General features: G+C 53.7%; 27 protein-coding genes. 9 read left to right on the top strand and 18 right to left on the bottom strand.

Annotation, left to right across the window (positions count from 1 at the left end):
- The first annotated feature begins 10 nt into the window (after window positions 1-10).
- Genes citF through citG form a run of 3 tightly spaced genes read left to right on the top strand, consistent with a single transcriptional unit; the run spans window position 11 to window position 2,881 of the window.
- Complete coding sequence (citF, locus tag C5523_RS04290) at window positions 11-1,534, top strand: citrate lyase subunit alpha (RefSeq protein ID WP_039078037.1); 1,524 nt, start codon at window positions 11-13, stop codon at window positions 1,532-1,534.
- Window positions 1,534-2,073, top strand: coding sequence for a citrate lyase holo-[acyl-carrier protein] synthase (gene citX, locus C5523_RS04295; protein WP_047368905.1), 540 nt, complete (start codon window positions 1,534-1,536; stop codon window positions 2,071-2,073). The genes citF and citX overlap by 1 nt, the downstream gene beginning before the upstream one ends.
- On the top strand, window positions 2,051-2,881 hold the full coding sequence (gene citG / locus C5523_RS04300; protein ID WP_039078035.1) for a triphosphoribosyl-dephospho-CoA synthase CitG: 831 nt from the start codon (window positions 2,051-2,053) through the stop codon (window positions 2,879-2,881). Before citX ends, citG begins: the two co-directional genes overlap by 23 nt.
- Before the next feature lie 76 nt (window positions 2,882-2,957).
- On the opposite strand, the gene C5523_RS04305 is transcribed toward citG, so the two are convergent.
- From C5523_RS04305 to mutY, 4 genes are all read right to left on the bottom strand, one after another.
- Window positions 2,958-4,211: a nucleoside permease gene (locus tag C5523_RS04305; RefSeq protein WP_039078034.1), complete on the bottom strand. Its 1,254-nt coding sequence runs from the start codon at window positions 4,209-4,211 to the stop codon at window positions 2,958-2,960.
- 363 nt (window positions 4,212-4,574) lie between these two features.
- The gene (gene mltC / locus C5523_RS04310) at window positions 4,575-5,663 is read right to left on the bottom strand and encodes a membrane-bound lytic murein transglycosylase MltC (RefSeq protein ID WP_039078033.1); all 1,089 of its coding nucleotides are present in this window, start codon (window positions 5,661-5,663) and stop codon (window positions 4,575-4,577) included.
- A gap of 75 nt (window positions 5,664-5,738) precedes the next feature.
- The gene (locus C5523_RS04315; RefSeq protein WP_039078032.1) at window positions 5,739-6,014 is read right to left on the bottom strand and encodes an oxidative damage protection protein; all 276 of its coding nucleotides are present in this window, start codon (window positions 6,012-6,014) and stop codon (window positions 5,739-5,741) included.
- Between the two features lie 27 nt (window positions 6,015-6,041).
- The gene (mutY, locus tag C5523_RS04320; RefSeq protein ID WP_172960875.1) at window positions 6,042-7,094 is read right to left on the bottom strand and encodes an A/G-specific adenine glycosylase; all 1,053 of its coding nucleotides are present in this window, start codon (window positions 7,092-7,094) and stop codon (window positions 6,042-6,044) included.
- Between the two features lie 149 nt (window positions 7,095-7,243).
- Between mutY and trmB the strand changes: the two genes are divergently transcribed.
- Genes trmB through C5523_RS04335 form a run of 3 tightly spaced genes read left to right on the top strand, consistent with a single transcriptional unit; the run spans window position 7,244 to window position 9,060 of the window.
- Window positions 7,244-7,963: a tRNA (guanosine(46)-N7)-methyltransferase TrmB gene (trmB, locus tag C5523_RS04325; protein ID WP_039078031.1), complete on the top strand. Its 720-nt coding sequence runs from the start codon at window positions 7,244-7,246 to the stop codon at window positions 7,961-7,963.
- Window positions 7,963-8,289 carry a YggL family protein gene (locus C5523_RS04330; protein WP_039078030.1) on the top strand — a complete coding sequence of 109 codons (327 nt, stop codon included), beginning with the start codon at window positions 7,963-7,965 and terminating at the stop codon, window positions 8,287-8,289. Before trmB ends, C5523_RS04330 begins: the two co-directional genes overlap by 1 nt.
- 51 nt (window positions 8,290-8,340) lie before the next feature.
- Window positions 8,341-9,060 (top strand): DUF2884 domain-containing protein, encoded by a 720-nt coding sequence (locus C5523_RS04335; protein WP_039078029.1) that lies wholly within the window; start codon window positions 8,341-8,343, stop codon window positions 9,058-9,060.
- A 112-nt stretch (window positions 9,061-9,172) separates the two neighbouring features.
- Here the strand turns inward: C5523_RS04335 and C5523_RS04340 are convergent, their stop codons facing one another.
- Complete coding sequence (locus tag C5523_RS04340) at window positions 9,173-9,535, bottom strand: endonuclease domain-containing protein (protein WP_108700640.1); 363 nt, start codon at window positions 9,533-9,535, stop codon at window positions 9,173-9,175.
- 128 nt (window positions 9,536-9,663) lie between these two features.
- Between C5523_RS04340 and C5523_RS04345 the strand changes: the two genes are divergently transcribed.
- Window positions 9,664-10,668, top strand: a complete 1,005-nt coding sequence (locus tag C5523_RS04345) for a DUF1202 family protein (RefSeq protein WP_052249208.1) — start codon at window positions 9,664-9,666, stop codon at window positions 10,666-10,668.
- 130 nt (window positions 10,669-10,798) lie between these two features.
- Here C5523_RS04345 and C5523_RS04350 read toward each other — a convergent pair whose 3' ends face one another.
- The 8 genes from C5523_RS04350 to C5523_RS04385 all read right to left on the bottom strand — a co-directional run bounded on the left by C5523_RS04350 (window position 10,799) and on the right by C5523_RS04385 (window position 17,238).
- Window positions 10,799-12,100, bottom strand: coding sequence for a TRAP transporter large permease (locus tag C5523_RS04350; protein ID WP_071195979.1), 1,302 nt, complete (start codon window positions 12,098-12,100; stop codon window positions 10,799-10,801).
- On the bottom strand, window positions 12,100-12,603 hold the full coding sequence (locus C5523_RS04355) for a TRAP transporter small permease (protein WP_108700641.1): 504 nt from the start codon (window positions 12,601-12,603) through the stop codon (window positions 12,100-12,102). The genes C5523_RS04350 and C5523_RS04355 overlap by 1 nt, the downstream gene beginning before the upstream one ends.
- A gap of 48 nt (window positions 12,604-12,651) precedes the next feature.
- A complete protein-coding gene (locus C5523_RS04360) occupies window positions 12,652-13,638 on the bottom strand; it encodes a TRAP transporter substrate-binding protein (protein ID WP_108700642.1) in 987 nt (328 codons plus the stop codon).
- A 295-nt stretch (window positions 13,639-13,933) separates the two neighbouring features.
- Complete coding sequence (hemW, locus tag C5523_RS04365) at window positions 13,934-15,070, bottom strand: radical SAM family heme chaperone HemW (RefSeq protein ID WP_108700643.1); 1,137 nt, start codon at window positions 15,068-15,070, stop codon at window positions 13,934-13,936.
- Entirely contained in the window at window positions 15,063-15,656 is a 594-nt protein-coding gene (locus tag C5523_RS04370) for an XTP/dITP diphosphatase (protein ID WP_039078024.1), read from the bottom strand. The genes hemW and C5523_RS04370 overlap by 8 nt, the downstream gene beginning before the upstream one ends.
- Before the next feature lie 8 nt (window positions 15,657-15,664).
- Window positions 15,665-15,955, bottom strand: a complete 291-nt coding sequence (gene yggU / locus C5523_RS04375; protein ID WP_039078023.1) for a DUF167 family protein YggU — start codon at window positions 15,953-15,955, stop codon at window positions 15,665-15,667.
- Window positions 15,952-16,515 (bottom strand): YggT family protein, encoded by a 564-nt coding sequence (locus C5523_RS04380; protein WP_071195982.1) that lies wholly within the window; start codon window positions 16,513-16,515, stop codon window positions 15,952-15,954. Before C5523_RS04380 ends, yggU begins: the two co-directional genes overlap by 4 nt.
- Before the next feature lie 18 nt (window positions 16,516-16,533).
- Window positions 16,534-17,238 carry a YggS family pyridoxal phosphate-dependent enzyme gene (locus tag C5523_RS04385; RefSeq protein ID WP_071195983.1) on the bottom strand — a complete coding sequence of 235 codons (705 nt, stop codon included), beginning with the start codon at window positions 17,236-17,238 and terminating at the stop codon, window positions 16,534-16,536.
- A 16-nt stretch (window positions 17,239-17,254) separates the two neighbouring features.
- Here C5523_RS04385 and C5523_RS04390 point away from each other — a divergent pair, with 16 nt between their 5' ends.
- A complete protein-coding gene (locus C5523_RS04390) occupies window positions 17,255-18,235 on the top strand; it encodes a type IV pilus twitching motility protein PilT (RefSeq protein WP_108700644.1) in 981 nt (326 codons plus the stop codon).
- On the opposite strand, the gene C5523_RS04395 is transcribed toward C5523_RS04390, so the two are convergent.
- Window positions 18,232-20,490, bottom strand: a complete 2,259-nt coding sequence (locus C5523_RS04395; protein ID WP_108700645.1) for an FAD-dependent oxidoreductase — start codon at window positions 20,488-20,490, stop codon at window positions 18,232-18,234. The genes C5523_RS04390 and C5523_RS04395 overlap by 4 nt on opposite strands.
- 71 nt (window positions 20,491-20,561) lie before the next feature.
- Between C5523_RS04395 and C5523_RS04400 the strand changes: the two genes are divergently transcribed.
- The gene (locus tag C5523_RS04400; protein ID WP_039078018.1) at window positions 20,562-21,254 is read left to right on the top strand and encodes a hypothetical protein; all 693 of its coding nucleotides are present in this window, start codon (window positions 20,562-20,564) and stop codon (window positions 21,252-21,254) included.
- Window positions 21,255-21,400: 146 nt separating this feature from the next.
- On the opposite strand, the gene ruvX is transcribed toward C5523_RS04400, so the two are convergent.
- The 4 genes from ruvX to rsmE form a co-directional block, all read right to left on the bottom strand.
- Window positions 21,401-21,817 (bottom strand): Holliday junction resolvase RuvX, encoded by a 417-nt coding sequence (gene ruvX, locus C5523_RS04405; protein ID WP_039078017.1) that lies wholly within the window; start codon window positions 21,815-21,817, stop codon window positions 21,401-21,403.
- Window positions 21,817-22,380 (bottom strand): YqgE/AlgH family protein, encoded by a 564-nt coding sequence (locus tag C5523_RS04410; protein WP_039078016.1) that lies wholly within the window; start codon window positions 22,378-22,380, stop codon window positions 21,817-21,819. Before C5523_RS04410 ends, ruvX begins: the two co-directional genes overlap by 1 nt.
- 191 nt (window positions 22,381-22,571) lie before the next feature.
- On the bottom strand, window positions 22,572-23,519 hold the full coding sequence (gshB, locus tag C5523_RS04415) for a glutathione synthase (protein WP_108700646.1): 948 nt from the start codon (window positions 23,517-23,519) through the stop codon (window positions 22,572-22,574).
- A 12-nt stretch (window positions 23,520-23,531) separates the two neighbouring features.
- Complete coding sequence (gene rsmE, locus C5523_RS04420) at window positions 23,532-24,263, bottom strand: 16S rRNA (uracil(1498)-N(3))-methyltransferase (protein ID WP_108700647.1); 732 nt, start codon at window positions 24,261-24,263, stop codon at window positions 23,532-23,534.
- Window positions 24,264-24,348: the final 85 nt, after the last annotated feature.

Genomic DNA, 24,348 nt, shown 5'->3' on the forward strand with positions numbered 1-24,348 from the left:
GGACAGAACAATGAATCAGACAGAGCTTCTCCACGTTAACTTTCCGCATCTGCGCGATTTAAAACCGTTCGATAGCGCCCATGCCAGCACGCCGTGGCTTGCCGATCTCGACAGCAAACATAACCGCAAATTGTGCGCCACCCTGGAAGATGCCATTGCCCGCAGTGGCCTGAAAGATGGCATGACCATTTCGTTCCACCATGCGTTTCGCGAAGGCGACCGGGTGATCAATAACGTGGTGGAAATCCTGGCGCGACTGGGCTTTAAAGATCTGACGCTGGCTTCCAGCTCGCTGATGACCTGTAACGAAAGCCTGATTGAGCATATCAAAAACGGCGTTATCACCCGTATCTACACCTCCGGCATGCGCGGCAAACTGGCGGATGCGATTTCCCACGGCCTGATGGCGGAGCCGGTGCAAATCCACTCGCACGGTGGCCGCGTGAAACTGCTGCAGGATGGCGAGCTGAATATCGATGTCGCCTTCCTCGGCGTACCGTGCAGCGACGAATTTGGTAACGCTAACGGCACCCAGGGGAAATCCTGCTGTGGTTCGCTGGGTTATGCCATGGTCGATGCGCAGTTCGCTAAAAAAGTGGTGTTGCTGACCGAAGAGCTGGTGCCGTTCCCGAACATGCCAGCCAGCCTGGTACAGGATCAGGTGGATTACATCGTGCAGGTCGAGAGCGTAGGCGACCCGGCGAAAATCAGCGTTGGCGCGGCGCGCGTGACCAGCAACCCGCGTGAACTGATGATTGCCCGTTATGCGGCGGATGTTATCGAGCATTCCGGCTATTTCAAAAATGGTTTCTCCATGCAGACGGGTTCCGGTGCGGCTTCAACGGCCTGTACACGTTTTATGGAAGAGAAAATGGAACGTCTCGGCGTGAAGGCAAGCTTTGCGCTGGGCGGTATCACCGGTGGTCTGGTCTCGCTGCACGAAAAAGGTCTGGTGGCAAAACTGCTGGATACGCAGTGCTTTGACAGTGAGGCGGCAGCATCGCTGGCGCGTAACCCGAACCACGTGGAAATCTCTACCAACGTTTACGCCAACCCTGGCAGCAAAGCGGCCTGCTGTGACCAACTGGACGTGGTTATCCTCAGTGCGCTGGAGATCGACGTTGACTTCAACGTCAACGTTATCACCGGTTCCGATGGCGTGATGCGCGGCGCATCCGGCGGCCACTGTGACGTTGCAGCGGCAGCGAATTTGACCATTGTTGTGGCACCGCTTCTGCGCAGCCGCATCCCGACCGTTGTAAAACGCGTCACCACGCTGCTCACGCCGGGCGAAAGCATTGATGTGCTGGTAACCGACCACGGCATCGCGGTGAACCCGGCACGCCCGGAAATCCGCGAGCGCCTGGTGAATGCCGGGCTGAAAGTGGTGGATATCGAAGCCCTGTACGCGCGTGCGATCTCGCTGACCGGGACACCGAAACCTATTGAATTCACCGACCGTATCGTCGGGGTGATTCGCTATCGTGACGGTAGCGTGATTGACGTTGTGCGTCAGGTGAAGGAGAACATCTAATGACATTACTGACGCCCGTAAGAGCGGGCGTCAGCCTTGAAGCGCTGCTGACGGCGAAAGAAAACCGTGCAGCGCGCCAGGCTGACTGGCTCACTCATTATCACCATCCGGTTATCTCCCTGACGCTGGTTACCCCAGGCGCGCAGAAAGACAGTATCCGTTACCGTAATACTATGGGGGTGGCGCTACAGGCGTGCGATCAACTGCTGTGGCAGAATCACTGGCCAGTGCTGGATCGCCAGGTACTGTGGTTGCCGACCGGTGCGGAAGCTCTGTGGTGTGTTGACCATGCCGCGGCGGAAATTAAAGCCCAGTGTATTGAACTGGAACAGACGCATCCGCTTGGCAGACTGTGGGATTTTGATGTGATATGCCCGAAAAACGGTCAGGTGGGACGTCAGTCTCTGGATCTCAGCACCCGACGCTGCCTGGTCTGCGATGAACCTGCCCACGGTTGCGCCCGTTCGCGCCGTCATCCCATGGAAGAGGTCGTGTCACGTGTGGAGACCCTGATCGATGGCTGGTTCGCTCGCGACTAAACTCGCCCGTTTTGATGTCTGGGCGCTGGCCGCTACGGCACTGCGTCTTGAAGTCAATCTCACCCCCAAACCGGGGCTGGTGGACATGGCGAACAATGGTTCGCACAGCGATATGGATCACGCGTTATTTTTACGCAGTATCGATGCCATCACCCCCTGGTTTCGCGTCTTCGAAAAAGCCGGGTTCGAGCATGCTTTAAAACCCGCCAGCGAACAGTTGCGCTTATTGCGCCCGGCAGGAATGGCCTGCGAACAGGCTATGTTCGAGGCGACCGACGGTGTAAATACCCATAAAGGCGGCATCTTTTCCCTGGGACTGATCTGCTTTGCGGCGGGGCGTTTACGCGGTCTGAACCGTCTGGTCTGTGCACAATCGGTCTGTCAGCAGGTGGCTGAGATCTGCAAAGGGCTGGTGGCGCGAGAGCTGGCTTCCCGCACGCATGCGACAACGGCGGGTGAAAAACAGTATCAACAGTTTGGCCTGACCGGCGCGCGCGGTGAGGCGGAACTGGGCTTTCCCACGATACGCCAACATGTGCTGCCGTACTGGTATCAGGAGGCGGGTGAACGGCGTTTTCACCATGCGCTGCTGCGCTTAATGGCGATAAATCCCGACAGTAATCTGGTCTCCCGCGGCGGTATCGACGGGTTGTGCTATGTGCAGGAATATGCGCAGACGCTGTTAAAAAACGGCTGGAACATTGCGCGCCTGCAAGAGATGGATAAGGCATTAATCAGTCGCAATCTCAGCCCCGGCGGCAGCGCCGATCTGCTGGCGGTCTCGTATGTGCTGGCGACACTGGGCTAGCGGCAGACGCTAACCGCCAGACATAAAAAAGCCCGGTGGCATCACGCGCACCGGGCAGGCATTAAATCAGTCAGGCTTATGCTTTCTGCACGACGCCAGCCGCTTGCGGAACATGTTTGTATTTGAACATCGCCATGAACGCAAAGGCCAGAACCACAGAGTAACCGGCGAAAATCAGCCACACGGTTTTCCAGTCGGTTGCGCCTGCAACGGTGTACATCTCAACCACTTTACCGCTCGCCATACCGCCAAGGATACAGCCGAAGCCGTTGGTCATCATCAGCAGCATACCCTGCGCACTGGCGCGGATAGCCGGGTTCACTTCTTTCTCGACGAATACAGAACCGGAGATGTTGAAGAAGTCGAACGCACAACCGTAAACGATCATGGAGAGAACCAGCAGGACGGTGCCGAACGGGGTTGGATCGCCGTAAGCGAACAGGCCGAAACGCAGCATCCAGGCAACGATACTCATCAGCATGACGTTCTTGATGCCGTAACGGCCCAGGAAGAACGGAATCGCCAGGATAAAGACAGTTTCTGAAATCTGCGAGATAGACATCAGCACGGAGGCGTGCGTCACGATGAAGCTATTCGCGAACAGCGGATTTGAGTCGAAGCTGTGCAGGAAGGTGTTACCAAACATATTGGTAATCTGCAGTTCCGCGCCCAGCAGCATGGAGAAGATAAAGAAAATCGCCATGCGTTTGTTTTTGAACAGCGCGAAGGCGTTCAGGCCCAGCATTTCCACCCAGGTCTGGTTTTTCTGGGTGTTGCTTACCGGCATGTGCGGCAGGGTCAGGGAGAACAGGCTCAGCACCAGGGAGAGTGCGGCACCGATATAGAGCTGCATATGGCTCAGTTCGAAGCCAGAGAAGCTCACCGCCCACATCGCCAGGATAAAGCCAATGGTGCCCCAGATACGAATCGGTGGGAAGTCCGTAACGATGTCATAACCGGCGTTTTGCAGGCGTGCGTAGGAGATGGTGTTGACCAGGCCCAGCGTGGGCATATACGCCAGCGAGTTGAGCAGGATAACCGCAAACATCGCACCCGGTGTGGTCACGCCAGCGGCGATAAACAGGGTAATAGCGCCCACCAGATGGCAGATAGCGTAAACCCATTTCGCGCTCAGCCACTTATCGGCCACGATACCCAGCAACGCAGGCATAAAGACGGAGGCAATACCCAGGGAGCTATAGACCGCGCCAATTTCCGCACCCTGGAATTTCAGGGTGACAAACATATAAGAGCCAAGCGTAGTCAGCCAGCTCCCCCACAGGCAGAACTGCAGGAAGATAATCACTTTAAGCTGCAGCTTAAGATTCATGTTAGTTTCCTCACCGAAGGAGTCTGATATACCCACCATACTTTAAGCTGCATGTGCGTTGGCTTTTCTCACTTATCTCAGTCACTTACCAGAGTAAGCTCCTGGGGATTCGCTGCGTTGCCGCCATCCTGCAACTCGAATTATTTAGGGTATAGATGTTGGAATTAAGACAATTACTGTTGTTATGTGAGGCGATTCTATCATCGAAGTTGGGGCGAGATTGTTACATCCGACATATAAATGCAAACTTGATATGGTTGCAGTCGAATATAGTGACGTTCGTCACATTTGTATGCGGGGGACATCCGTGTTCAAAGGGAATTCTTATCCCCTCCCGCTAAACGGAAGGGGATAAGTCACCTCTTACTTCGTGCGACGATAGCTTTTCTGCGCGGTATTCACTTTATAAAGGTAGTTACGTGACTCCGCAGAAGGGTGGCGAGTGGTCAGGGTGGAATAGACATCGCCCGGCGCCATCGTGTTGATGATATTCGCGGCCTGCACTTTGTCGCTGGAGAAGACGCGCAGAACGCTACCCGCACCGCCATTGTAAGCGGTGATGACGGCATAACGGCGCGAGGTGGGGTTGGTTATCCCGGAAAGATAGACATTATTGAGCATCGCCAGGTAAGCCGTGCCGGTATCGATATTGCTTTCCGGATCGAACAGATAGCTGCGACTCGGGGTACCGGATTTGCCCTGCGCGCGGAACACATCACGACCAGCGCTATGCTGCACCACCTGCATCAGCCCCAGCGCGTCGGAGCGGCTGACCGCATAAGGGTTAAATGACGATTCGGTCTGCATAATGGCCAGAATCAGCGATTCGTCAACGCCGTAGCGACGAGCGGCCTGATGTACCATGCCAACATATTTATGCGCACGTTTATCCAGATGGTTTGGCACCAGATTAAACGTCACGCTGTAAATGATTTTTAACCCGACACTGCGTTTTTGCAGCCGCGTTTTCAGCAGGTAATCTGCGAAGCTGGTCGCACGCCCCATCCAGCGAATGGGCTGGCCCGTGTTATCCACCACCTGGCCATACAGGAACGGCTCTTTGGATATCTGGATATCATCCGCGTCGGAATAGAGATCGATAGAGCCCGGATCATCACCCATTAACAGGGTTTTGATAATAGCCTGGCGCAAATGTGCCGTAGGGTCTGTGCCGGAGATGGTCTCGACGGTGATGGTGCCTTCGTCGAAGTTGATGTGGCTTCGGGTTTGGTACTGATCGGTGTACTTGACGTAATCTTTTGGACCGGCAATCAGTACTTCGCTAAATCCCCATAAGTTCTCGATATTGTGGGCGAACTGCCCCATTAAAATGTCAAAACCGTTGGTATCTTTAACCCAGGCTTCGTTATAGGTCTCGCCATTTTTATTTGAGCTGGAACAAGAAATAAGCAACGGCGCAATGATCGCTAGCGCTAAAAATTTTTTCATCATTCCGGAAGTATTGTTGGTTGCACAAATGACCCTGAATCAGGCCGCAGACGGCGGAACATCGCTGCGGCCATGCATTTATTTTTTATCTTCCGGCGTATAGCCTTCAATATGCACATCTTTACCTTCGAACAGGTAACTCACCATTTCCTGCTCAAGCAGTTTGCGATGCTCAACGTTCATCATGTTGAGTTTCTTTTCGTTGATCAGCATCGTCTGCTTTTTCTGCCACTGGGACCAGGCTTCTTTGGAGATTTCGTTATAAATACGCTTACCCAGTTCCCCCGGATAGAGCTGAAAGTCTTGCCCCTCTGCATCACGTTGCAGGAAGGTACAGAAAATAGTGCGGCTCATAAATAGTCCTCTTTACTCTGCGCGGCGTTACATCGCCACGCCGATGCGTAATTGTTGTAACAGGCGCTCCACGGGGGCTGCCAGGCCCACTGACGGCGGCTGCGCTAAGTTATACCAAAGACCTGTACCTTCATCCATGCAAGAACTGAACGAGGACACGGTAAGCCACATAGGCACAATATCCAGATGGAAATGGCTGAACGTGTGGCGAAACGCAATCAGTTGGCTGAGATTATCGGCCTTAATCTGATGTTGCGCCAGCCAGTCATGTAATGACGCTTCATCTTCAAACTGCGGGAAACAGAACAAGCCGCCCCATAACCCAACCAGTGGACGCTGTTGCAGGAAGACCTGATCGCCATGTTGCATCAACAGGAAATATGCGGTGCGCTCCGGCAGCGTTTGTCTGGGCTTTTTGCCAGGATACTCGGCCCATGAGTGGTTCGCGTAGGCAATACAGCCTGTTTGCAGCGGGCAAAGCGTGCATTTGGGTTTTGAACGTGTACAGACCATGGCGCCTAAGTCCATCATCGCCTGGTTAAACTGTTCCACCCCTTTGGCCGGGGTCACCTGTTCAGCCAGCTCCCACAGACGTTTCTCCACCTCTTTCTTGCCCGGCCAGCCTGCAACCGCGTAGCAACGCGCAAGAACGCGCTTCACGTTGCCGTCGAGGATCGCAAAGTGTTTACCCAGTGATAAAGAAAGAATGGCGCCGGCAGTTGAACGTCCAACACCTGGCAGTGCGGCAACCTCTTCAAAGGTTTGCGGGAAGACGCCGCCATGCAGTTCGGCCACCTGTTTTGCCGCTTTGTGCAGATTACGCGCACGGGCGTAATAGCCGAGCCCGGTCCATAAATGCAGCACTTCATCAAGCGGCGCATTAGCCAGGTCGGTGACGGTGGGAAACCGTGCCATAAAACGCTCAAAATAAGGGATGACAGTTGCGACCTGGGTCTGTTGCAACATCACTTCGGATAGCCATACTTTGTAAGGCGTTTTTTCAATTTGCCAGGGCAGGGTCTTACGCCCGTATTTGTCGTACCAGTCCAGAACCTGGGCTGAAAATTGAGACGCTTGCATGGTCACCAACATCGCGTTAACAGGGGGGCTGATTGCAGCACAGCGGCATGAACGTGTAAACCGGAACTTTCCGGTGCTTTCATCTTGCATACTGTATCGAACTTTGGATAATGCCCGTTTCCTGAACACTCTCACAAGCAGACTTATTTATGAATAACGACGTCATCTCACCAGAATTTGATGAAAACGGCCGCCCGCTGCGCCGTATCCGCAGCTTTGTCCGCCGCCAGGGGCGCCTGACCAAAGGGCAACAGCACGCGCTTGATAATTACTGGCCGGTGATGGGCGTTGAGTTTGCTGAGCAGCCGCTCGATTTTGCCGCCCTGTTTGGCAATAGCGGGCCGGTGACGCTGGAGATTGGCTTCGGTATGGGCGCATCGCTGGTGGAAATGGCGAAAACCCGTCCTGAGCAGAACTTTTTAGGTATTGAAGTGCATTCACCGGGTGTGGGGGCATGTCTCTCCTCGGCACATGAAGAGGGCGTCGGAAACCTGCGCGTGATGTGTCATGACGCCGTCGAAGTGCTGCACAAAATGATTCCTGACAATTCATTAAACATGGTTCAGCTCTTTTTCCCTGACCCGTGGCATAAAGCACGTCATAATAAGCGCCGTATCGTTCAGGTGCCGTTTGCTGAACTGGTGAAGAGCAAGCTGAAACTGGGCGGCGTGTTTCATATGGCGACAGACTGGGAAGCCTATGCAGAGCACATGCTGGAAGTTATGTCCTCTATTGAGGGTTATCAGAACCTGTCGTCGACTAAAGATTATGTGCCGCGCCCGGATTCGCGCCCGGTAACCAAATTTGAACAACGTGGTCATCGTCTTGGCCACGGCGTATGGGACTTAATGTTCGAGAGGGTAAAATAATGGCAAAGAACCGTAGTCGTCGTCTGCGTAAAAAGATGCACATTGACGAGTTTCAGGAGATCGGTTTTTCCGTCAAATGGCGTTTTCCGGAAGGCACCACTGAAGAACAGATTGATAAGCTGGTCGATGAGTTTATCAGCGAAGCCGTTGAAGCTAACGGTTTGATCTTTGGCGGTAGCGGTTTCCTGGCTTGGGAAGGTCTGGTCTGCAAACCGAACATTGGTCATTGCACCGAAGAGGACCGGGCGCTGATTCGTAAGTGGCTTGAGGAGCACAAATTCGAAGAGGTCAGCGTCAGCGAACTTTTCGATATTTGGTGGGACTAAGAATGAAAGGGTCGGCAATTGCCGGCCCATTTTGTCTCTACAGGAGTGGTTATGATGCGCAAGACGCTACTGGCGGTAGCACTGACGGCAACGGCTTTTGCCGCGAATGCGGATTACAAATGTAGCGTGAACCCGCGTGATGATGTGATTCTAAGCCCGCAAACCGTCCAGGTGAAAGGCGAGAACGGTAATCTGATCTTAACGCCGGAAGGTAACGTGACCTTCAACGGTAAACAGTATTCGCTGAGCGCCGCACAACGCGAGCAGGCAAGGGATTATCAGTCTGAATTGCGCAGCGCGCTGCCATGGATTGATGAAGGTGCTCGCTCACGCGTAGAGAAAAGTCGCGTGGCGCTGGACCAAATCATCGTCAAGGAAGTGGGCGAGAGCAGCAATATGCGTGGCCGCCTGACCAAGCTGGATGCCCAGCTTAAAGAGCAGATGAACAAAATTATTGAGCATCGCAGCGATGGCCTGGCGTTCCACTATAAAGCGGTTGATGACGTGCAGGCTAATGGTCAACAACTGGTGAACCAGGCGATGGGCGGTATTCTGCAGGACAGCATTAACGAGATGGGCGCCAAAGCGGTACTGAAAGGCGGTGGCAACCCGCTGCAGGGTGTGCTCGGTAGTCTCGGCGGTTTGCAGACCGCCATCCAGAACGAGTGGAAAAACCAGGAAGCGGATTTCCAGCAGTTCGGTAAAGATGTGTGTAGCCGCGTGGTGTCGCTGGAAGCTAACCGTAAAGCGCTGGTGAGCGGGCTTAAGTAAGGTTCTGTTATTTCTCTTCTGTCTGTTCCCCTCACCCTAACCCTCTCCCCGGAGGGGCGAGGGAACCGATAGTGCGATTTGAGACTACGGTGCTGATTTCCCCCTCTCCCTTTTAGGGAGAGGGCCGGGGTGAGGGTAACAGCATTTGCAGCGTCTCAAATATCCGCTCCAGCACGGCCTCTTCGTTTTGCCAGAGTTCATTGTTCCAAAACCGCATGATCATCCAGCCTTTTTTGTTTAACCATACCGTTCGCTGAACATCATATTCGTACCGCTCATCATGCTGACCACCATCCAGCTCAATGGCAAGCCGTGCCTCGCAGCAGGCGAAATCAAGAATGTAATGACCGACAGGGTGCTGCCGACGAAACTTGTAACGAGAAAATCGGCGGCTGCGTAACAGATACCAAAGCCGTCTTTCTTCTTGTGTCAGTTCGCGTCTGAGTTGTTTTGCATGTGAGCGTATTATTTCCATCCCCATACTCTGCCACTCTCTCCCTGTTTCACCACAACCTTCTGCTGACACTGGAACCCGCCTTCCAAATAATTGTCCTATGACTCGCAAGGTTATTAATGGATGAGACATTAAAAGGATTTTTGACGATGAAAATGAAATGGGCTGCAGGACTGGCGGCGTTGATACTTCTGTCGGGCAGCGTGCTGGCCGATAGCAATATCCCCACCGATGAGGTGCTGAAAAAGCAATTTAACCAGGCGCAGGAAGGGCTAATGCAACTGGATAGCATCACATTGCGCCTGCTTGATTCGCACGGTAACCAGGCGACCTATGCCGCCGAAGGCGATATCTCCGCCACGGAAGATCTCTATTCCATGGTCGGTATGGCCGGAAACTATCAGTTTATGGAGCAGACCTGGACCAAAGGGCGCCCGGTGAAGTTCTCGGCGATGGTCAAGGCGGTGGGGACAAAAGATTCCGGCTGGACCACCGAGTTCTTCTCTATGCAGATGGCGGCGAAACCTGCCGGGTATCCGAAACCGGACATTAACAACAAAGAGAAGTATCTGGTGATCACCGACAGCGATTTTTATCCCCGCCTCGCCAAAATTGAAGCCGACAGGGCCGCCCAGAAAAAAGCGCTGGATAAATCCCTTGAGAAACAAGAGCAGCTCCAAAAGGAGATTGACGCGCTGGACGCCCAAATTGCCGCTTCGTGGGGCAAAGACAAAAACGGCAAACAGTTAACCCGTGATGATGTGCAACACGCGCTGCTGGAGGAGCTTCAGGAGGTGGGCAGGCAGAACGATCCGCTGCATTTTGAAAATAACTACAACAAAACGATTTATGAACCGGCGCTGGCCGAGTGCCAGAAAAAACCGGATTGCGATGCCACACCGCTGCGAAAAGCGCGTGCTACGGCACTCGTGGACCAGCGTCGGGACTATCAACTCAAGTTTCAGCTCAAGCGCGAAGAGGTCATGAAAACCCTGGAGGCTTACGATAAAAAGCGGGAGCCGCTGCGCAAAAAACGTAATGAACTTCGCAGCGAACTGAGCAATTTGGATATCACCAATAGCAAAGCCCGGATGGATTACGAAGGTTGGGAGCGGGACATCGCCGTTATGCGTCGCCAGGGCATTATCAAATAAATCAACCAGCCCGTGTGTGCCGGGCTGGATTCAGATCACTCCCCGGCGAGGAAAATGAAATGGGCCACCGTGGTGGCCCATTTCATTTTTTCGGATTAGAAAGGGCGTTGTTTCTCCCTGCCTGATCGAGTTACATCAAACCCAGTATGCGGGGGAGCCATAGCGAGATTTGCGGTATATAAGTAATCAATGCCAGCGCTACGAGTAGTGCGGCATAAAAAGGAAGTAAAGGCTTAATCAAGTGTTGAATTTTAACGCCCGAAATAGAGCAGCCAACAAACAAGGCACTGCCGACCGGTGGCGTTAATAATCCGATGCACAGGTTCGCAACCATCATGATACCAAAGTGTACCGGGTCCATACCTAAGTCTTGCGCAATAGGCAGGAAAATTGGCGTGAAGATAAGTACCGCTGGGGTCATATCCATAAAAACGCCAACAATAAGAAGAACAAGATTAATTAATAAAAGAATAACGAGCGGATTTTCAGAAATAGACATCAGCGCATCGCTAATCATGTAGGGTACATCTGCATTTGTCATTGCCCATGACATCCCAACGGAAAAACCGATCAGCAATAAAACAATAGATGTTGTTACCACTGATTCAAGGACCAACGACGGTAGCTCACTCCACTTCACTTCGCGATAAACGAAAACTGACAAGATGAAAGTGTAAACCACAGCAATAGCAGATGCTTCTGTTGCGGTAAATACGCCCCCCAGGATGCCACCCATAACAATGATGACCAATAATAGGCTAGGTAACGCAGCAAAAAACGCTGTCAGTGCCTGTTTGAGTGACGGTTTTTCTGAAAGCGGATATCCGCGTCGGCTGGCGATAACCGCACATACCATCATGATGACCAGCCCCATCAAAATGCCCGGTAAATAACCCGCCATGAACAGCGAGGCAACGGAGACGCCCCCAGCCGTGAGTGAGAAAACAATCAATACATTGGATGGTGGTATTAAGAGGCCGGTAATACAGGACGAAACGTTAATGGCGGTTGAAAGGGTAGGGTCGTAACCCTGTCGGGTCTGGATTGGATGAAGTGTTCCGCCTACCGCTGCCGCTGCGGCAACCGCAGAGCCTGAAATAGAACCAAACATCATATTTGCCAGTACGTTAACATGCCCCAGAGAACCGGGCACGCGGCCAACCATGACCTGCGCAAGGTTAATCAGGCGTAGAGCAATCCCGCCTCGATTCATCAGTGTTCCGGCAAAAATAAAGAAAGGAATAGCCAGTAGGGCAAAATTATCCAGCCCATTAGCCAGTCGCTGTGAAACCGTAATAACGGCAATGTCCCAGGGAAACATAAGGAGCATGGAGCTAACGGTAGAAATACCAATAGCAAATGAAATAGGTACGCCAAGGAAAACCAGGATGAAAAAGGAACCAAATAACGTTAATGCGATATATCCATCCATTAATCTACTCCTTCGATGGGATTTTTTAGTTTATCCATGCCAACATTTATGAACCACAAGGCGTAGAACATCATTACGATTCCGGTCAGTGGCAAAATAAGATAGACGTAACCCATAGGGATTTGCATCGCGGCTGACACCTGGTTGGTTGCCAGCGTTTTGCCGATCAATTTCATTCCTCCCGTTACGATGACTCCGCCAGAAAAAAGGAAAATCAGCAGATTTACTACGATGGTCAATAGGGCCTGTTTACGCGGTTGTAGCGCCATTGACAGGAGGTCAATTGACAGATGGCGCTGAGCGCCAACGGTATAGGCTGCACCGAGTAAACCTACCCAAATCATCAGAAAGCGTGCAAGTTCATCGGTTGATGTACTGGGCTGATTGAGAACATAACGACTAAATACTTGCCATACGACGCAAATAACCAGTACGCTCATCACCATAATAGAAAACGCCGCGATCGTGTGATCGACCGCCAGCTTTATGCGGTTAAATATCATCTTTAATTATCCAGGTGAATAAGGGCCAATGACTGGCCCTGGTAGATATTATTCAGCAGCGGCTTCGAATTTTGCTAATAATGCGGCCTGTTTAGGATCTTTTTTAAACTCATCAAACAGAGGTTGCACGGCTGCGCGGAAGGGAGCTTTATCCACTTTCACAATTTTACCACCCTGCGATATTGCCTGAGCACGGGTATCGGCATCGATTTGAGCCCAAAGTTTTTGCTGGTATGTTTCTGAATGCTTAACTGCTTTTTGTAAAATGTCTTTTTGTTCAGGAGTTAATTTGTTCCAGGTTTTAGTTGAAATAACCAGGAAATCAGGAATTGAAGCATGCTCATCTTCCGAAAAGACTTTTGCAATCTCGATATGGCGCGTTTGTACCCAGGAAGGTACATTATTTTCCGCTCCGTCTACAACGCCCTGCTGCATGGCAGTATAGACCTCACCAAATGAAATGGGCGTAGGTGAGCCACCCATTAACTCAATCATTTTTATTGTGGTTGGGCTGGCCTGAACGCGTATTTTCAGGCCTTTCAAATCTTCCGGTTTCGTAATGGGCTTCCCGGCATAAAAGCTTCTTGTGCCAGCAACGTAAGCAGAAAGCGCGAAGAAACCTTTGTCTTTTGTAGACTCCATGATTTCTTTACCCACATTACCGAAAACAACGTTATTAAAATGCGCCTGATCTTTAAACAAGAATGGAAGATTATAAATAGCGTATACGTTATCAAAAGATTCAAGATCGCTGGCGGAACCTTTAGTCATATCAAGGGCGCCATTTTGTAATAATTCCAGGGTCTCTCTTGCGCTTCCCATTTGGCTGCTGGGGTAAATGCGGATCGTCATTTTACCATCAGACAGTTTTTTGACTTCTTTAGCCATTTCATCTAAAGCCTGATGTACAACATGGCTTCGCTCAAGGTTATGCGCAAGCTTTAACGTGACTTTATCCTGCGCAATAGCATTCAAAGAAAATAACGAAATAAGCGATGCACACACAAGTGTTTTGGAAAGAGAGAGTTTACTCATTGTTTGGCTCCATGCACATTAATGGTCTATATCTAAAATCAATAATCCTTATTTCTGTATGACATATTATCCTGGTTGTCTGACATCTTTAAGGTGTCTGTCTCACAATTTTTATTTTTTGTCAGTGTGGATATTTTTAAAAAACGTTAAATATTATCGCTATGAATAAATTGAAATAACAATATTTATTATGGGAATGTATTTGGCCGGTAAGCGGTATAGCAATATCAGGCTTTTAATTGGCGGGGAAACAGGTATCCCGCTTAATAAAACGAGCGGGATAGTTCTGTACATTTTATTCGCTCAGGAAAAGTTCCAGCAGGGAGTTGAGGAACAGCTTACCGTGCTCGGTGATTTGCCAGTACTGCTCGCACTCGGTGAGGTAGCCCTGCGCCAGGGCCTCGTCGAGCTGCGAGCGGATCACGCTTTCATCCAGCCCCGTGAACAGCGCGAACTCCGCACGCGGCGCGGCTTCCAGCAAACGAAAGCGGTTCATAAAGAACTCGAACGGCTTATCTGCGGCTTCCACATCGTGCTGGCGCTCAAGGTAGCGACCCTGCATATACCCGCGTGGGTGGCGCGTTTTCGCGGTACGTAAAATGCGCCCATCCGGGAAGGTCACTTTGCCATGCGCACCGCAGCCAATACCCAGGTAATCGCCAAAGCGCCAGTAGTTGAGGTTGTGCTGACACTGGTAGCCCGCTTTCGCGTACGCCGAAGTTTCGTATTGCTGATAGCCCGCGGCGGTCAGTAACTGGTGGCCACGCTCGAAAATATCCCACAGTGCATCGTCATCCGGCAGCACCGGCGGGCGCGAGCCAAACAGCGTGTTGGGTTCGATGGTCAACTGATACCAGGAGAGATGCGGCGGGTTCAGTTCAATGGCCTGGCGCAAGTCGTCCAGCGCCTCTTCCAGCGTCTGATCCGGCAGACCGTGCATCAAATCGAGGTTAAAACTGCGCAACCCAAGGCCAGTTGCCAGTCGCGCGGCGCGTTTGGCTTCCTCCGGGCCGTGGATACGCCCCAGCCGCTGTAATTTCGGCTCGCTAAAGCTCTGAACGCCAATCGAAATGCGGTTCACCCCGGCACGTTGATACTCAACAAAGCGGTCGGCCTCGACCGTTCCGGGGTTGGCTTCCATTGTGATTTCCGCATCCGCCGCCAGAGTCAGGCGCGCACGCACGCCATCCAGCAACGTCTGCATCGCCGGGCCGGAGAGCAGGCTCGGCGTACCGCCACCAATAAAGATCGTCTTTACTTCACGCCCCTGTGCGTAAGGCACATCAGCATCAAGGTCGGCGAGCAGGTGCTGCACATAATCATCGTGAGGCACTTCGCCTTTCAATGCATGGGAATTAAAGTCGCAGTACGGGCATTTCTGCACGCACCACGGAATGTGAATATAAAGACTTAAAGGTGGCAAATTAGCCATTACGTAATGCTTCCAGTAACAGTTTCAGCGCCTGCCCACGGTGGGAGATAGCGCTTTTTTCTTCGCGGGTCAGTTCGGCGGCGGTTTTACCTTCCGTCGGGACGAAGAAAATCGGATCGTAACCAAACCCGCCCTGACCGGCAGGCGCACGGGTAATCACACCAGGCCAGCTACCGTGGCACACCAGCGGCGTCGGGTCAGCGGCGTGACGCAGATAGACCAGCACACAGTGGAACTGAGCCTGACGTTTATCGTCCGGCACATCCTGCAGGGTGGTCAGTAATTTTTGCAGATTCGCTTCATCAGTGGCATCCACGCCAGAGTAACGTGCGGAGTAGATCCCCGGCGCGCCGCCCAGCGCATCAACTGCCAGGCCGGAATCGTCGGCAATCGCGGGCAGACCGGTCACCTCAGCGGCATGGCGCGCTTTCAGGATCGCGTTTTCAATAAACGTCAGGCCGGTCTCCTCGGCGGATTCCACGCCCAGTTCGGTTTGCGCCACGATATCCAGACCGAAATCACTCAGCAGCGAGGCAAGCTCGCGCACTTTACCGGCATTACCGGTTGCGAGAACAACTTTTTGCATAATAGATCCTAATTCATCAGGGCCGTGACGGCCGAAGGTATCTGTTGCGGATGGGTAATTTTGACTTGTTTATGGCGGCCCAGTTCGCCTTTTTCAATCAGCACCTGATTTTTGGCCACCCGAAACTGTTTGGCGAGATATTTCACCAGATGGGCGTTGGCCTGCCCATCGACCGGTGGGGCGGTAATGGCGACTTTTAGCTCGTCGCCATGCAGCCCAATAATGCTGTCCCGGCTGGCCTTTGGCTGAATATACAGCCGCAGCACCAGCCCGTCGTCACAGGATGTGACAGCACTCATGCCCAGTTCCAGATATAGGCTAACGGTACGATGGTGTTAGCCAGAAACTCCATCACGCCCATATTGATGACATACATTAGCAGCACCAGAATCATCGGCGAGAAATCGAGACCGCCCATTGATGGCAGCAGGCGGCGAATCGGGCGCAGCAGCGGTTCGGTAAGCTGCAGCAGCACATATTCCACCGGGCTACGGCCCTGGCTGACCCAGCTCATGATTGCCATTAACAACAGCACCCAGAAGATCAGCGAACCGAGCGTTTTAATAACAATCAGCACCGCCGCCAGCACGATGAACACGCCGTTCATGGAGACGTACGGGTTCAGGAAGACTTTCACGACACACAGCAGCAGCGCGATAAGCAACGATGCGCTGTCAATGGGCCCCATCGACGGAATAATGCGACGCAGCGGGCCAACAATCGGCTGGGTGATTTTCACGATAAACTGGGAAAACGGGTTATAAAAATCACAGCGCGCCCACTGCATCCAGATACGCAGCAACAGCACCATCGTGTAAGCCTGGATAATCAGTGACAGGAGAGTGGACAACGTATTCATGGCGTTCCTCAGTTTTCCTTAGTTTTTTGTGTAATCGCGCGCGCCAAAAATGGCGGTTCCGATGCGCACCATGGTGCTGCCTGCCGCAATCGCGGCCTGCATATCGTCTGACATGCCCAGCGAAAGGGTATCCACGCCAGGGTAACGTACCTTAAGTGCGTCAAATGCGACAGCCATTTGGCGGGCCACGGCAAACTGCCGTTCATAATCAGCCTCGGGAGCAGGGATCGCCATCAGTCCACGCAGGCAAAGACCGGGTAATTCCACCACCTGCGCCGCCAGCGCGTCCAGCTCAGCAAGGGAGATGCCGGATTTGCTCTGCTCATCACTGATATTGACCTGAATCAGCACGTTCAGCGGTGGCAGAGAGTCAGGTCGCTGCTCGCTTAAGCGGCTGGCGATTTTGAGGCGGTCCACGGTATGGCACCAGTCAAAATGTTCAGCCACGAGGCGGCTTTTGTTGGACTGTAAGGGGCCGATAAAGTGCCACTGGATATCCGCGATGCCCGAATCCTTGAAATGGCGAATTTTATCAACGCCTTCCTGAACGTAGTTTTCACCAAAGCCACGCTGACCCGCCGCGTAAGCTTCTTCGATGGCGCTCGCAGGTTTTGTTTTGCTGACTGCAAGCAGCGTAACGTCTTCTGGAGCACGGCCGCAGGACGTTGCAGCGGCTGAGATTTTGTCCCTGACCTGTGCCAGGTTATGCGCAATATCGTTCATGTTCCCAGGTGGCTTTATGGATATGGAAAAAATAGTGGAGCTTAGTGTAAAGCATAATGTCTCGGATCTACACCTGTGCGATCGCCGTCCACCACTGTGGCGAAGGCAAGGACGGCTGGAAGCCGCACCGTTCGACGCGGTGGATATTCACGCGCTGCTCGCCGAAAGTTTAAACACGCAGCAGCAACAGCAGTGGCAGGCGTGCGGACAGATAGATTTTGCCCTCAGTACCCCAGGGCTTCAACGCCTTCGCGCCAGTGCGTTTTTACATCACGAAGGGGTGTCGCTTGCGCTGCGACTGTTGCCTGACACCTGCCCGACGCTGGATATGCTGGATGTGCCCGCCGTTATCCCTGAATTACTAAGGTGCGATAACGGTCTTATTCTGGTTACCGGGGCGACAGGCAGCGGTAAATCCACCACGCTGGCGGCGATGGTGGATAACCTTAATCACCATCTCGACGGGCATATCCTGACCCTGGAAGATCCCGTGGAGTTTATCCATACGAGTAAACGTTGCCTGATCCAACAGCGGGAAATCGGCCCGCACTGCGCCTCGTTTGCGGCGGGGTTACGCGCGGCATTACGCGAAGACCCGGATGTCATTCTGCTGGGGGAATTGCGTGACAGCGAGACCATCCGCCTGGCGTTGACCGCCGCCGAAACCGGGCATCTGGTGCTGGCGACGTTACATACACGCGGCGCACCGCAGGCTATTGAACGTCTGGTGGACAGTTTCCCCGCCGAGGAGAAAGAGCCGGTGCGTAGCCAGCTTGCCGGAAGCTTGCAGGCCGTATTGTCCCAGCGGCTGGCGGCAGACAGGCAGGGCGGACGTGTGGCGCTGTTTGAGCTGCTTATCAACACACCTGCGATAGCCAACCTTATCCGTGAAGGGAAAAACCACCAGTTGCCCGGCGTGTTACAGACCGGGCAGCAGGCGGGAATGCAGACCTTCGACCAAAGCCGCCAGCAACGGCAGGCGCAGGGGCGACTTTAGCGGATATTCAGCGCGTAAACCGCCGGTAAAGCGCCTGCTGTGGCAATGATCTCCAGGCGTACATTTTGCGCGGTAATGGGGGTAGATAACCGGTGTTCACGCACGGAGTGGTGGTTATTTGTTTCCTCGGCCAGCAGGGTGTCATCGGCCCACAGACGATAGTGGGTAATGCAGTGCGGCGTCACCGGCAGGAAATGGCCCATCTGCACGGTTTCCATGGCGTTATCGAAATCGTTGTCCTGTACCAGTGTCAGGCTGGTGAAGGTTTGTGGCGCATCCCAGTGCCAGCGTAATACCGGTTTGACGTCATCGGCGGCAGGTACCCAGGCATTGGCCTGTTGCTCGGGGCGCAGGCGGCCATTAAGCACATTGTCGGCGCGATAGCAGCTTAATGGCTGGCTAAAACGCAACGCAGGCATTACCTGATGTGGGCGACGACGCGGCAACCAGAAGTCAAACTCATCGACGCCATAGTCGCCATCCACCACCTGACGGGTATGTTTGGCGACGCGGGCATTCAGGCTATTAAACACGGTCATAATGCCGGGCAGGTGGGTGTCGGTGAGGGCAATGTCCACCTGTTCACACGCTTCAAAGGCGATAAAGACATACTGATCGCGCTCGCTTTGCCACGGGAAATGTACCGTCTGCGCCTGCTCGCCCTCAACGTGCAGCGTTGTGCTGGCGTACTGATAATCGGGCGTGAAATTACCGCTGCGTGCGCTACCCAGAAGCGAGACCTCAAGTGGCTGCTGAGAAGCGGAACGCAGGGTAAAGGTCATATCGGGCAATGACTCCCCGGCTTTAACAGGCAGCAGCAGCGCCATTCTTTCGCCGAGCGAATGCCAGTAGCCGTTAGGAGCAAGCGTACTGAGGGCGTATTCACTGCTGGCGGTGACCGACGCGCCGAGTGCCGGGTCCTGTAACCACTGACGGGGAATGTAGCAGCCGCTGGCCTGCAACCGCTGTTGCAACTGGCCGACATTATCCCGCTGAGCCAGCTCTGCCGGGGTGATGTCGTGCGTTTTACACAGCGCGGCAGCGCGGCCGACGACCTCGCCCAGCAGACCGCAGGTGCACATCACCCGGGCGCTACCAAAGGCAACGTGAGAGGCGGAAATGAGCCGTCCGGTCAGGAAGAGATTATCCAGCGAGCGGCTGTAAAGGCTTCGCAGCGGGATGGTATAAGTGCCTTTACTGTGAAACTGGCGACAGCCATCATGGGTGCTGTAGACCCCGTCCGCCGGATGCAGGTCGATAGACCAGCCGCCGTAGGCCACGGCATCATAGTGGTCGCGCTGTTCTATGATGTCCTGCTGGCAAAGCAGATGATCGCCCATAAAACGACGGCTTTCGCGTTTACCGGGAATGACGCCAACCCATTCGATGGTCATGTTGGCCGCTTCCGGGAACTCGCCGGAGTTTTTAATGTAATCCCACACGCCCCAGACGATTTTCCACAACTCCCATTTGATCTCTTCACTCTGGTGAATGGTGTCCAGCCGTCCGCCCCATTCCAGCCACCACAGGTCGCAACCATTCAGGGTGGATGTCAGGCGTTTGTAGCGGGGAATCGCGGTAATATCTTTTAACGCGAACGAAGGGGGAACAAAATTCACCGGGCCGTTCGTCTGTTTGGTGTAGAAATAGATCGAGTGCCCGAGCTTGTGGCCGAAGTTGTCGCCGGGCGCCATTTTTTCCCCCAGTTCGTCCACCTCTTCGGCGCCTTCGCGGTACTCTGCCCCGGCCAGAAAGCCCAGCACTCCATCCCCCGTTGCGTCGCAAAACTGGTCGGCGGTGACGGTATAAAATGTCTCGTTGATGGCGTTAAAGGCGCTGACCTGGGTGAGGGTTCGCTGGTTTTTCTCCAGTTCGTAAATCGTGGTATTGAGCAGCAATGTCAGCCCAGGCTGGCTTTTTGCCATATCCAGCAGCACCAGGTCGAACATAACCGGGTTGCCCTCTTTGTTGCGCCAGAGATTCTCTTCGAGGATTTCTCCCATGATGCCGCCTTCACGCGCCCAGCGGTTATTGTTGCCCATATGCGATGTGGCGCCGTTGGCCCACAGGCGAACCTCGCTGGACGCATTGCCGCCGAGTACCGGTCGGTCCTGGATCAACACAACCTGTAACCCATCCCTGGCGGCGGCGAGCGCAGCGCAAAGACCCGCGAGGCCACCGCCCGCTACCAGCAGATCGGCATGCAACTGTTCAGAGGGAAAGGTTCTGGACGCAGTTTGCGGATAGATGTTCATACCTTGTATCCTTCTTTACTGAACTGACGGTAAAATCGAAAATTCCTGCCACCTGAGAGATAAAGCCTGTTATGTCCTCACAACCGAACCAAAGCCTGATTGATGGCATTCGCTGCCTGCAGTACCTGGTCTCCAGCGGCCGCGCGATTGGCTGTCGCGAACTGGCGCGTCTGATGGGCATAAATACCACCCGTGTAAACCGGTTGCTGATGACGATGGCGTCCATCGGCCTGACGATGCAGGATGAGCAGCGTCGTTACCTTCCCGGCCCCGGTATTCATGCGCTCGCGGCGCAGGCGATACGCGGCTCGGCACTCTTTTCCCAGGCGCTCCCCCTGCTGGAAAGCTACGCGCCCAAAGATATCGTGGTGGCGATGGGCGTGCTCTGGGAGGATCAGGTGATTTATATCTATCACTCTGAACCCGGTAGCCAGATGAGCCAGGCGCTGGCCGGTTTTCATATGCTTCCTGCATGGCAGTCGGTCATCGGTATGTCGCTTCTGGCGGCAGAGAGCGATGAAGAACTGCAAAAACGTTTTGTCGACGAACAGTGGCAGCAACTTGCGCCGCATATCGCCCAACAGCGTGAGCTTGGACGCGTGGTCTGGCATCACGATGACGGCGAGGTATCAATGGCGAAGCCTCTTGGCGCGCACTCTGCCGCGCTGGCGTTTGCCGGAATGTGGCAGGTTGACGATGCTGTCATTGATGAACGCCTGAGCGAACTTCACACTCTGGCACGGCGGCTGACACAGAAACCCTGACGCATTTCATTCCTGACTAATGTTTCTTTTATAGAAACATTAGTGAAAAAGCAAAAAGCACGCCCTGGAAATGTGAGGGGGATCGGGGGATTGCGTTTTGAGGAAGGGAGAAGGCAAAAAAGGCTGAGCGGCGCTCAGCCTGAGAATTACAGATGCTGCTCGAAGTAGCTTTCGAGGATGATAACCGCAGAGGCAGAATCAACACTGCCTTTATTCAATGCACGAAAACCGCCGCGTTCAAACAGACCCGCACGGGCTTCTACCGTACTCAGCCGCTCATCATGCAAAATAATTTTTGCGCCGAAGCGGCCATGGATTTTATTGGCGAAGTTGCGCGCACGCGCGGTCAAGGGCTGCTCTGTGCCATCCATATTCAGCGGCAGGCCGACAATAACGGCTTCCGGCTGCCACTCTTTTAACAGCTTCTCGATAAGTTTCCAGTCCGGCGTCCCGTCTTGCGCTTTCAGAGCATTCAGCGGGCGCGCTGTACCGGTCACGCGTTGTCCGATGGCGACGCCAATACTTTTGGTACCAAAATCAAAGGCCAGCAGGGTTCCGCTCATCAGGCATGTCCCGCCACGCCCGGCATGGTCGAAATATCAATGCCGATAAGTTTTGCCGCTTCCCGCCAGCGGTCAGCGATAGGCGTTTTAAACAGGATATTTTGATCCGCAGGAGCGGTAAGCCAGGCGTTATCCAGGATCTCCTGTTCAAGCTGGCCTTTTTCCCATGAGGAATAGCCCAGCGCGACCAGCACGTCCTTAGGTTGATCGGCCGTGCCCAGGGTCTCCAGAACATCGCGCGAGGTAGTGATTACGGTGTTATCCGAGACGCGAATGCTGGAAGAGAAGCTGGCAGGCGGCGTGTGCAGAATAAACCCGCGATCTTCCGCCAGTGGGCCGCCAAGCAGCACGGGTTTATCCAGACGAATGGCCGGATCGCGTGCTTCCGGGTTAATTTTCAGTTTCTCCAGGACGCTTTCAACTTTCAGGTTTTCCAGCGGCTTATTGATGATAAGCCCCATGGCACCGTCTTCGTTGTATTCGCAAATATAAACCACCGATCGCCGAAAAAGGGGATCATGGAGAGCAGGCATGGCAATAAGAAAGTGATGCTGTAAATTCATTGTCAGAGGTTCTGTTTCCTGGTTCAAAAAAGCAGCAGCCTAGTATGAGGGGAAAGCTGCACGCTGTCACTAGCCAGACTTTGGAGTTTATGAGCGGGTTCCCTCCCGCCATCCCTTTACCTGCAATAATTCGCGCTGTCTGTGCCCTGGCACCGTTGAGCAACCCGAATTATCGAGGGTAAATATATTTATTATTTCGCCAGGCGTTTCTCGATTGCGTCCATCAGCATGCCGGTAATAGAGATCGGGAACTCCGCCTCGATCTCGCGCACGCAGGTGGGGCTGGTGACGTTAATTTCGGTCAGACGGTCGCCAATGATATCCAGACCGACGAAAATCAGCCCTTTGGCTTTCAGCGTCGGGCCGACGCGGCGGGCAATCGCCCAGTCGCTTTCGGTCAGCGGACGCGGCTCGCCGCGGCCACCGGCGGCCAGGTTACCACGCGTTTCGCCACCCTGCGGGATACGCGCCAGGCAGTATGGAACCGGCTCGCCATCCACCACCAGCACACGTTTGTCGCCATCTTTGATAGCCGGCAGATAGTTCTGCGCCATGCAGTAGCGGGTGCCCAACTCGGTCAGCGTTTCGGTGATAACCCCCAGGTTCGGATCGCCCTCTTTGACGCGGAAAATCGAGGTGCCGCCCATGCCGTCCAGCGGCTTGAGGATGATATCGGTATGCTTTTGCCAGAACGCTTTAAGCTGCGCTTTATTGCGCGTCACCAGCGTTTCCGGGGTCAGGTCAGGGAACCAGGCGGTAAACAGCTTTTCGTTACAATCGCGCAGGCTCTGCGGCTTATTGACGATCAGCGTGCCTTTTTCTTCCGCACGTTCAAGGATATAGGTGGCGTAGATAAATTCGGTATCGAACGGCGGATCCTTACGCATCAGCACTACATCCAGCGAGGCGAGTTCGATATCCTGCTCGCCGCCAAACTCGTACCATTTGTCGTAGTTTTGCTCGACGGAAAGCAGACGGGTACGCGCACGGGCTTCGCCGTTGATCAGGTAAAGATCCGCCATTTCCATATAGTGCAGTTCGTAGCCACGACGCTGCGCTTCGAGCAGCATGGCGAAGCTGGTGTCTTTTTTGATATTAATCTGCGCGATGGGGTCCATCACGATGCCGAGCTTAATCATAGGCTTCTCCGTTTAACCCAGATCGCCAAAACGCACCTGCAGCGCGGTAATGGCGGTAAGGGCAGTTGTCTCTGTGCGCAATACGCGGGGTCCCAACAGAATATCAGTAAACTGGTAGCGCGAGGTCATGGCGATTTCGTCTGTCGTCAACCCGCCTTCCGGGCCAATCAGTAATCGTACGCGTTCCACTGGCAACGGCAGAGTATTAATGCTCTGGCTGGCGCGCGGGTGAAGATTCAGCTTAAGGCCGTTCTCTTCTTCTGCACACCACTGTTCGAGATCCATTGCCGGGCGAATCTCAGGAATACGGTTACGACCACACTGTTCACAGGCGGCGATGGCGATCTTCTGCCACTGCTGAATCTTTTTATTCAGGCGCTCGGCATCCAGTTTAACGCCGCAGCGCTCAGAAAAAAGTGGCGTAATGAGGCTTACACCCAGTTCGATCGATTTCTGGATAGTAAATTCCATTTTCTCGCCGCGAGACATCACCTGGCCAAGATGAATATGCAGCGGTGACTCCCGATCGTCCACCTCTCCCTGGGTCACCTTAACGATAACGCTCTTTTTATCGGCGCGGGTGATTTCGGCGTCAAACACCTGGTTCGAACCGTCAAAGAGCTGAATAGCCTGCCCCTGGCCCATACGTAATACGCGGCCAACATGGTTTGCCGCATCGTCGGCGAGGGCGATTTCAGTGCCAGTCTGGATGAGTTCAGGGTGGTAGATGCGTGGGATGCGCATAGTTCAGATTTCCGTGTGAAGTGTGGCGCATTTCCCCTCACCTTAACAGGTCGCGATTTGCGGCCTCTCCCTTGTAGAGAGAGGG

This window comes from Phytobacter sp. SCO41 (assembly GCF_003073275.1).
GTDB classification, from domain to species: domain Bacteria; phylum Pseudomonadota; class Gammaproteobacteria; order Enterobacterales; family Enterobacteriaceae; genus Phytobacter; species Phytobacter diazotrophicus.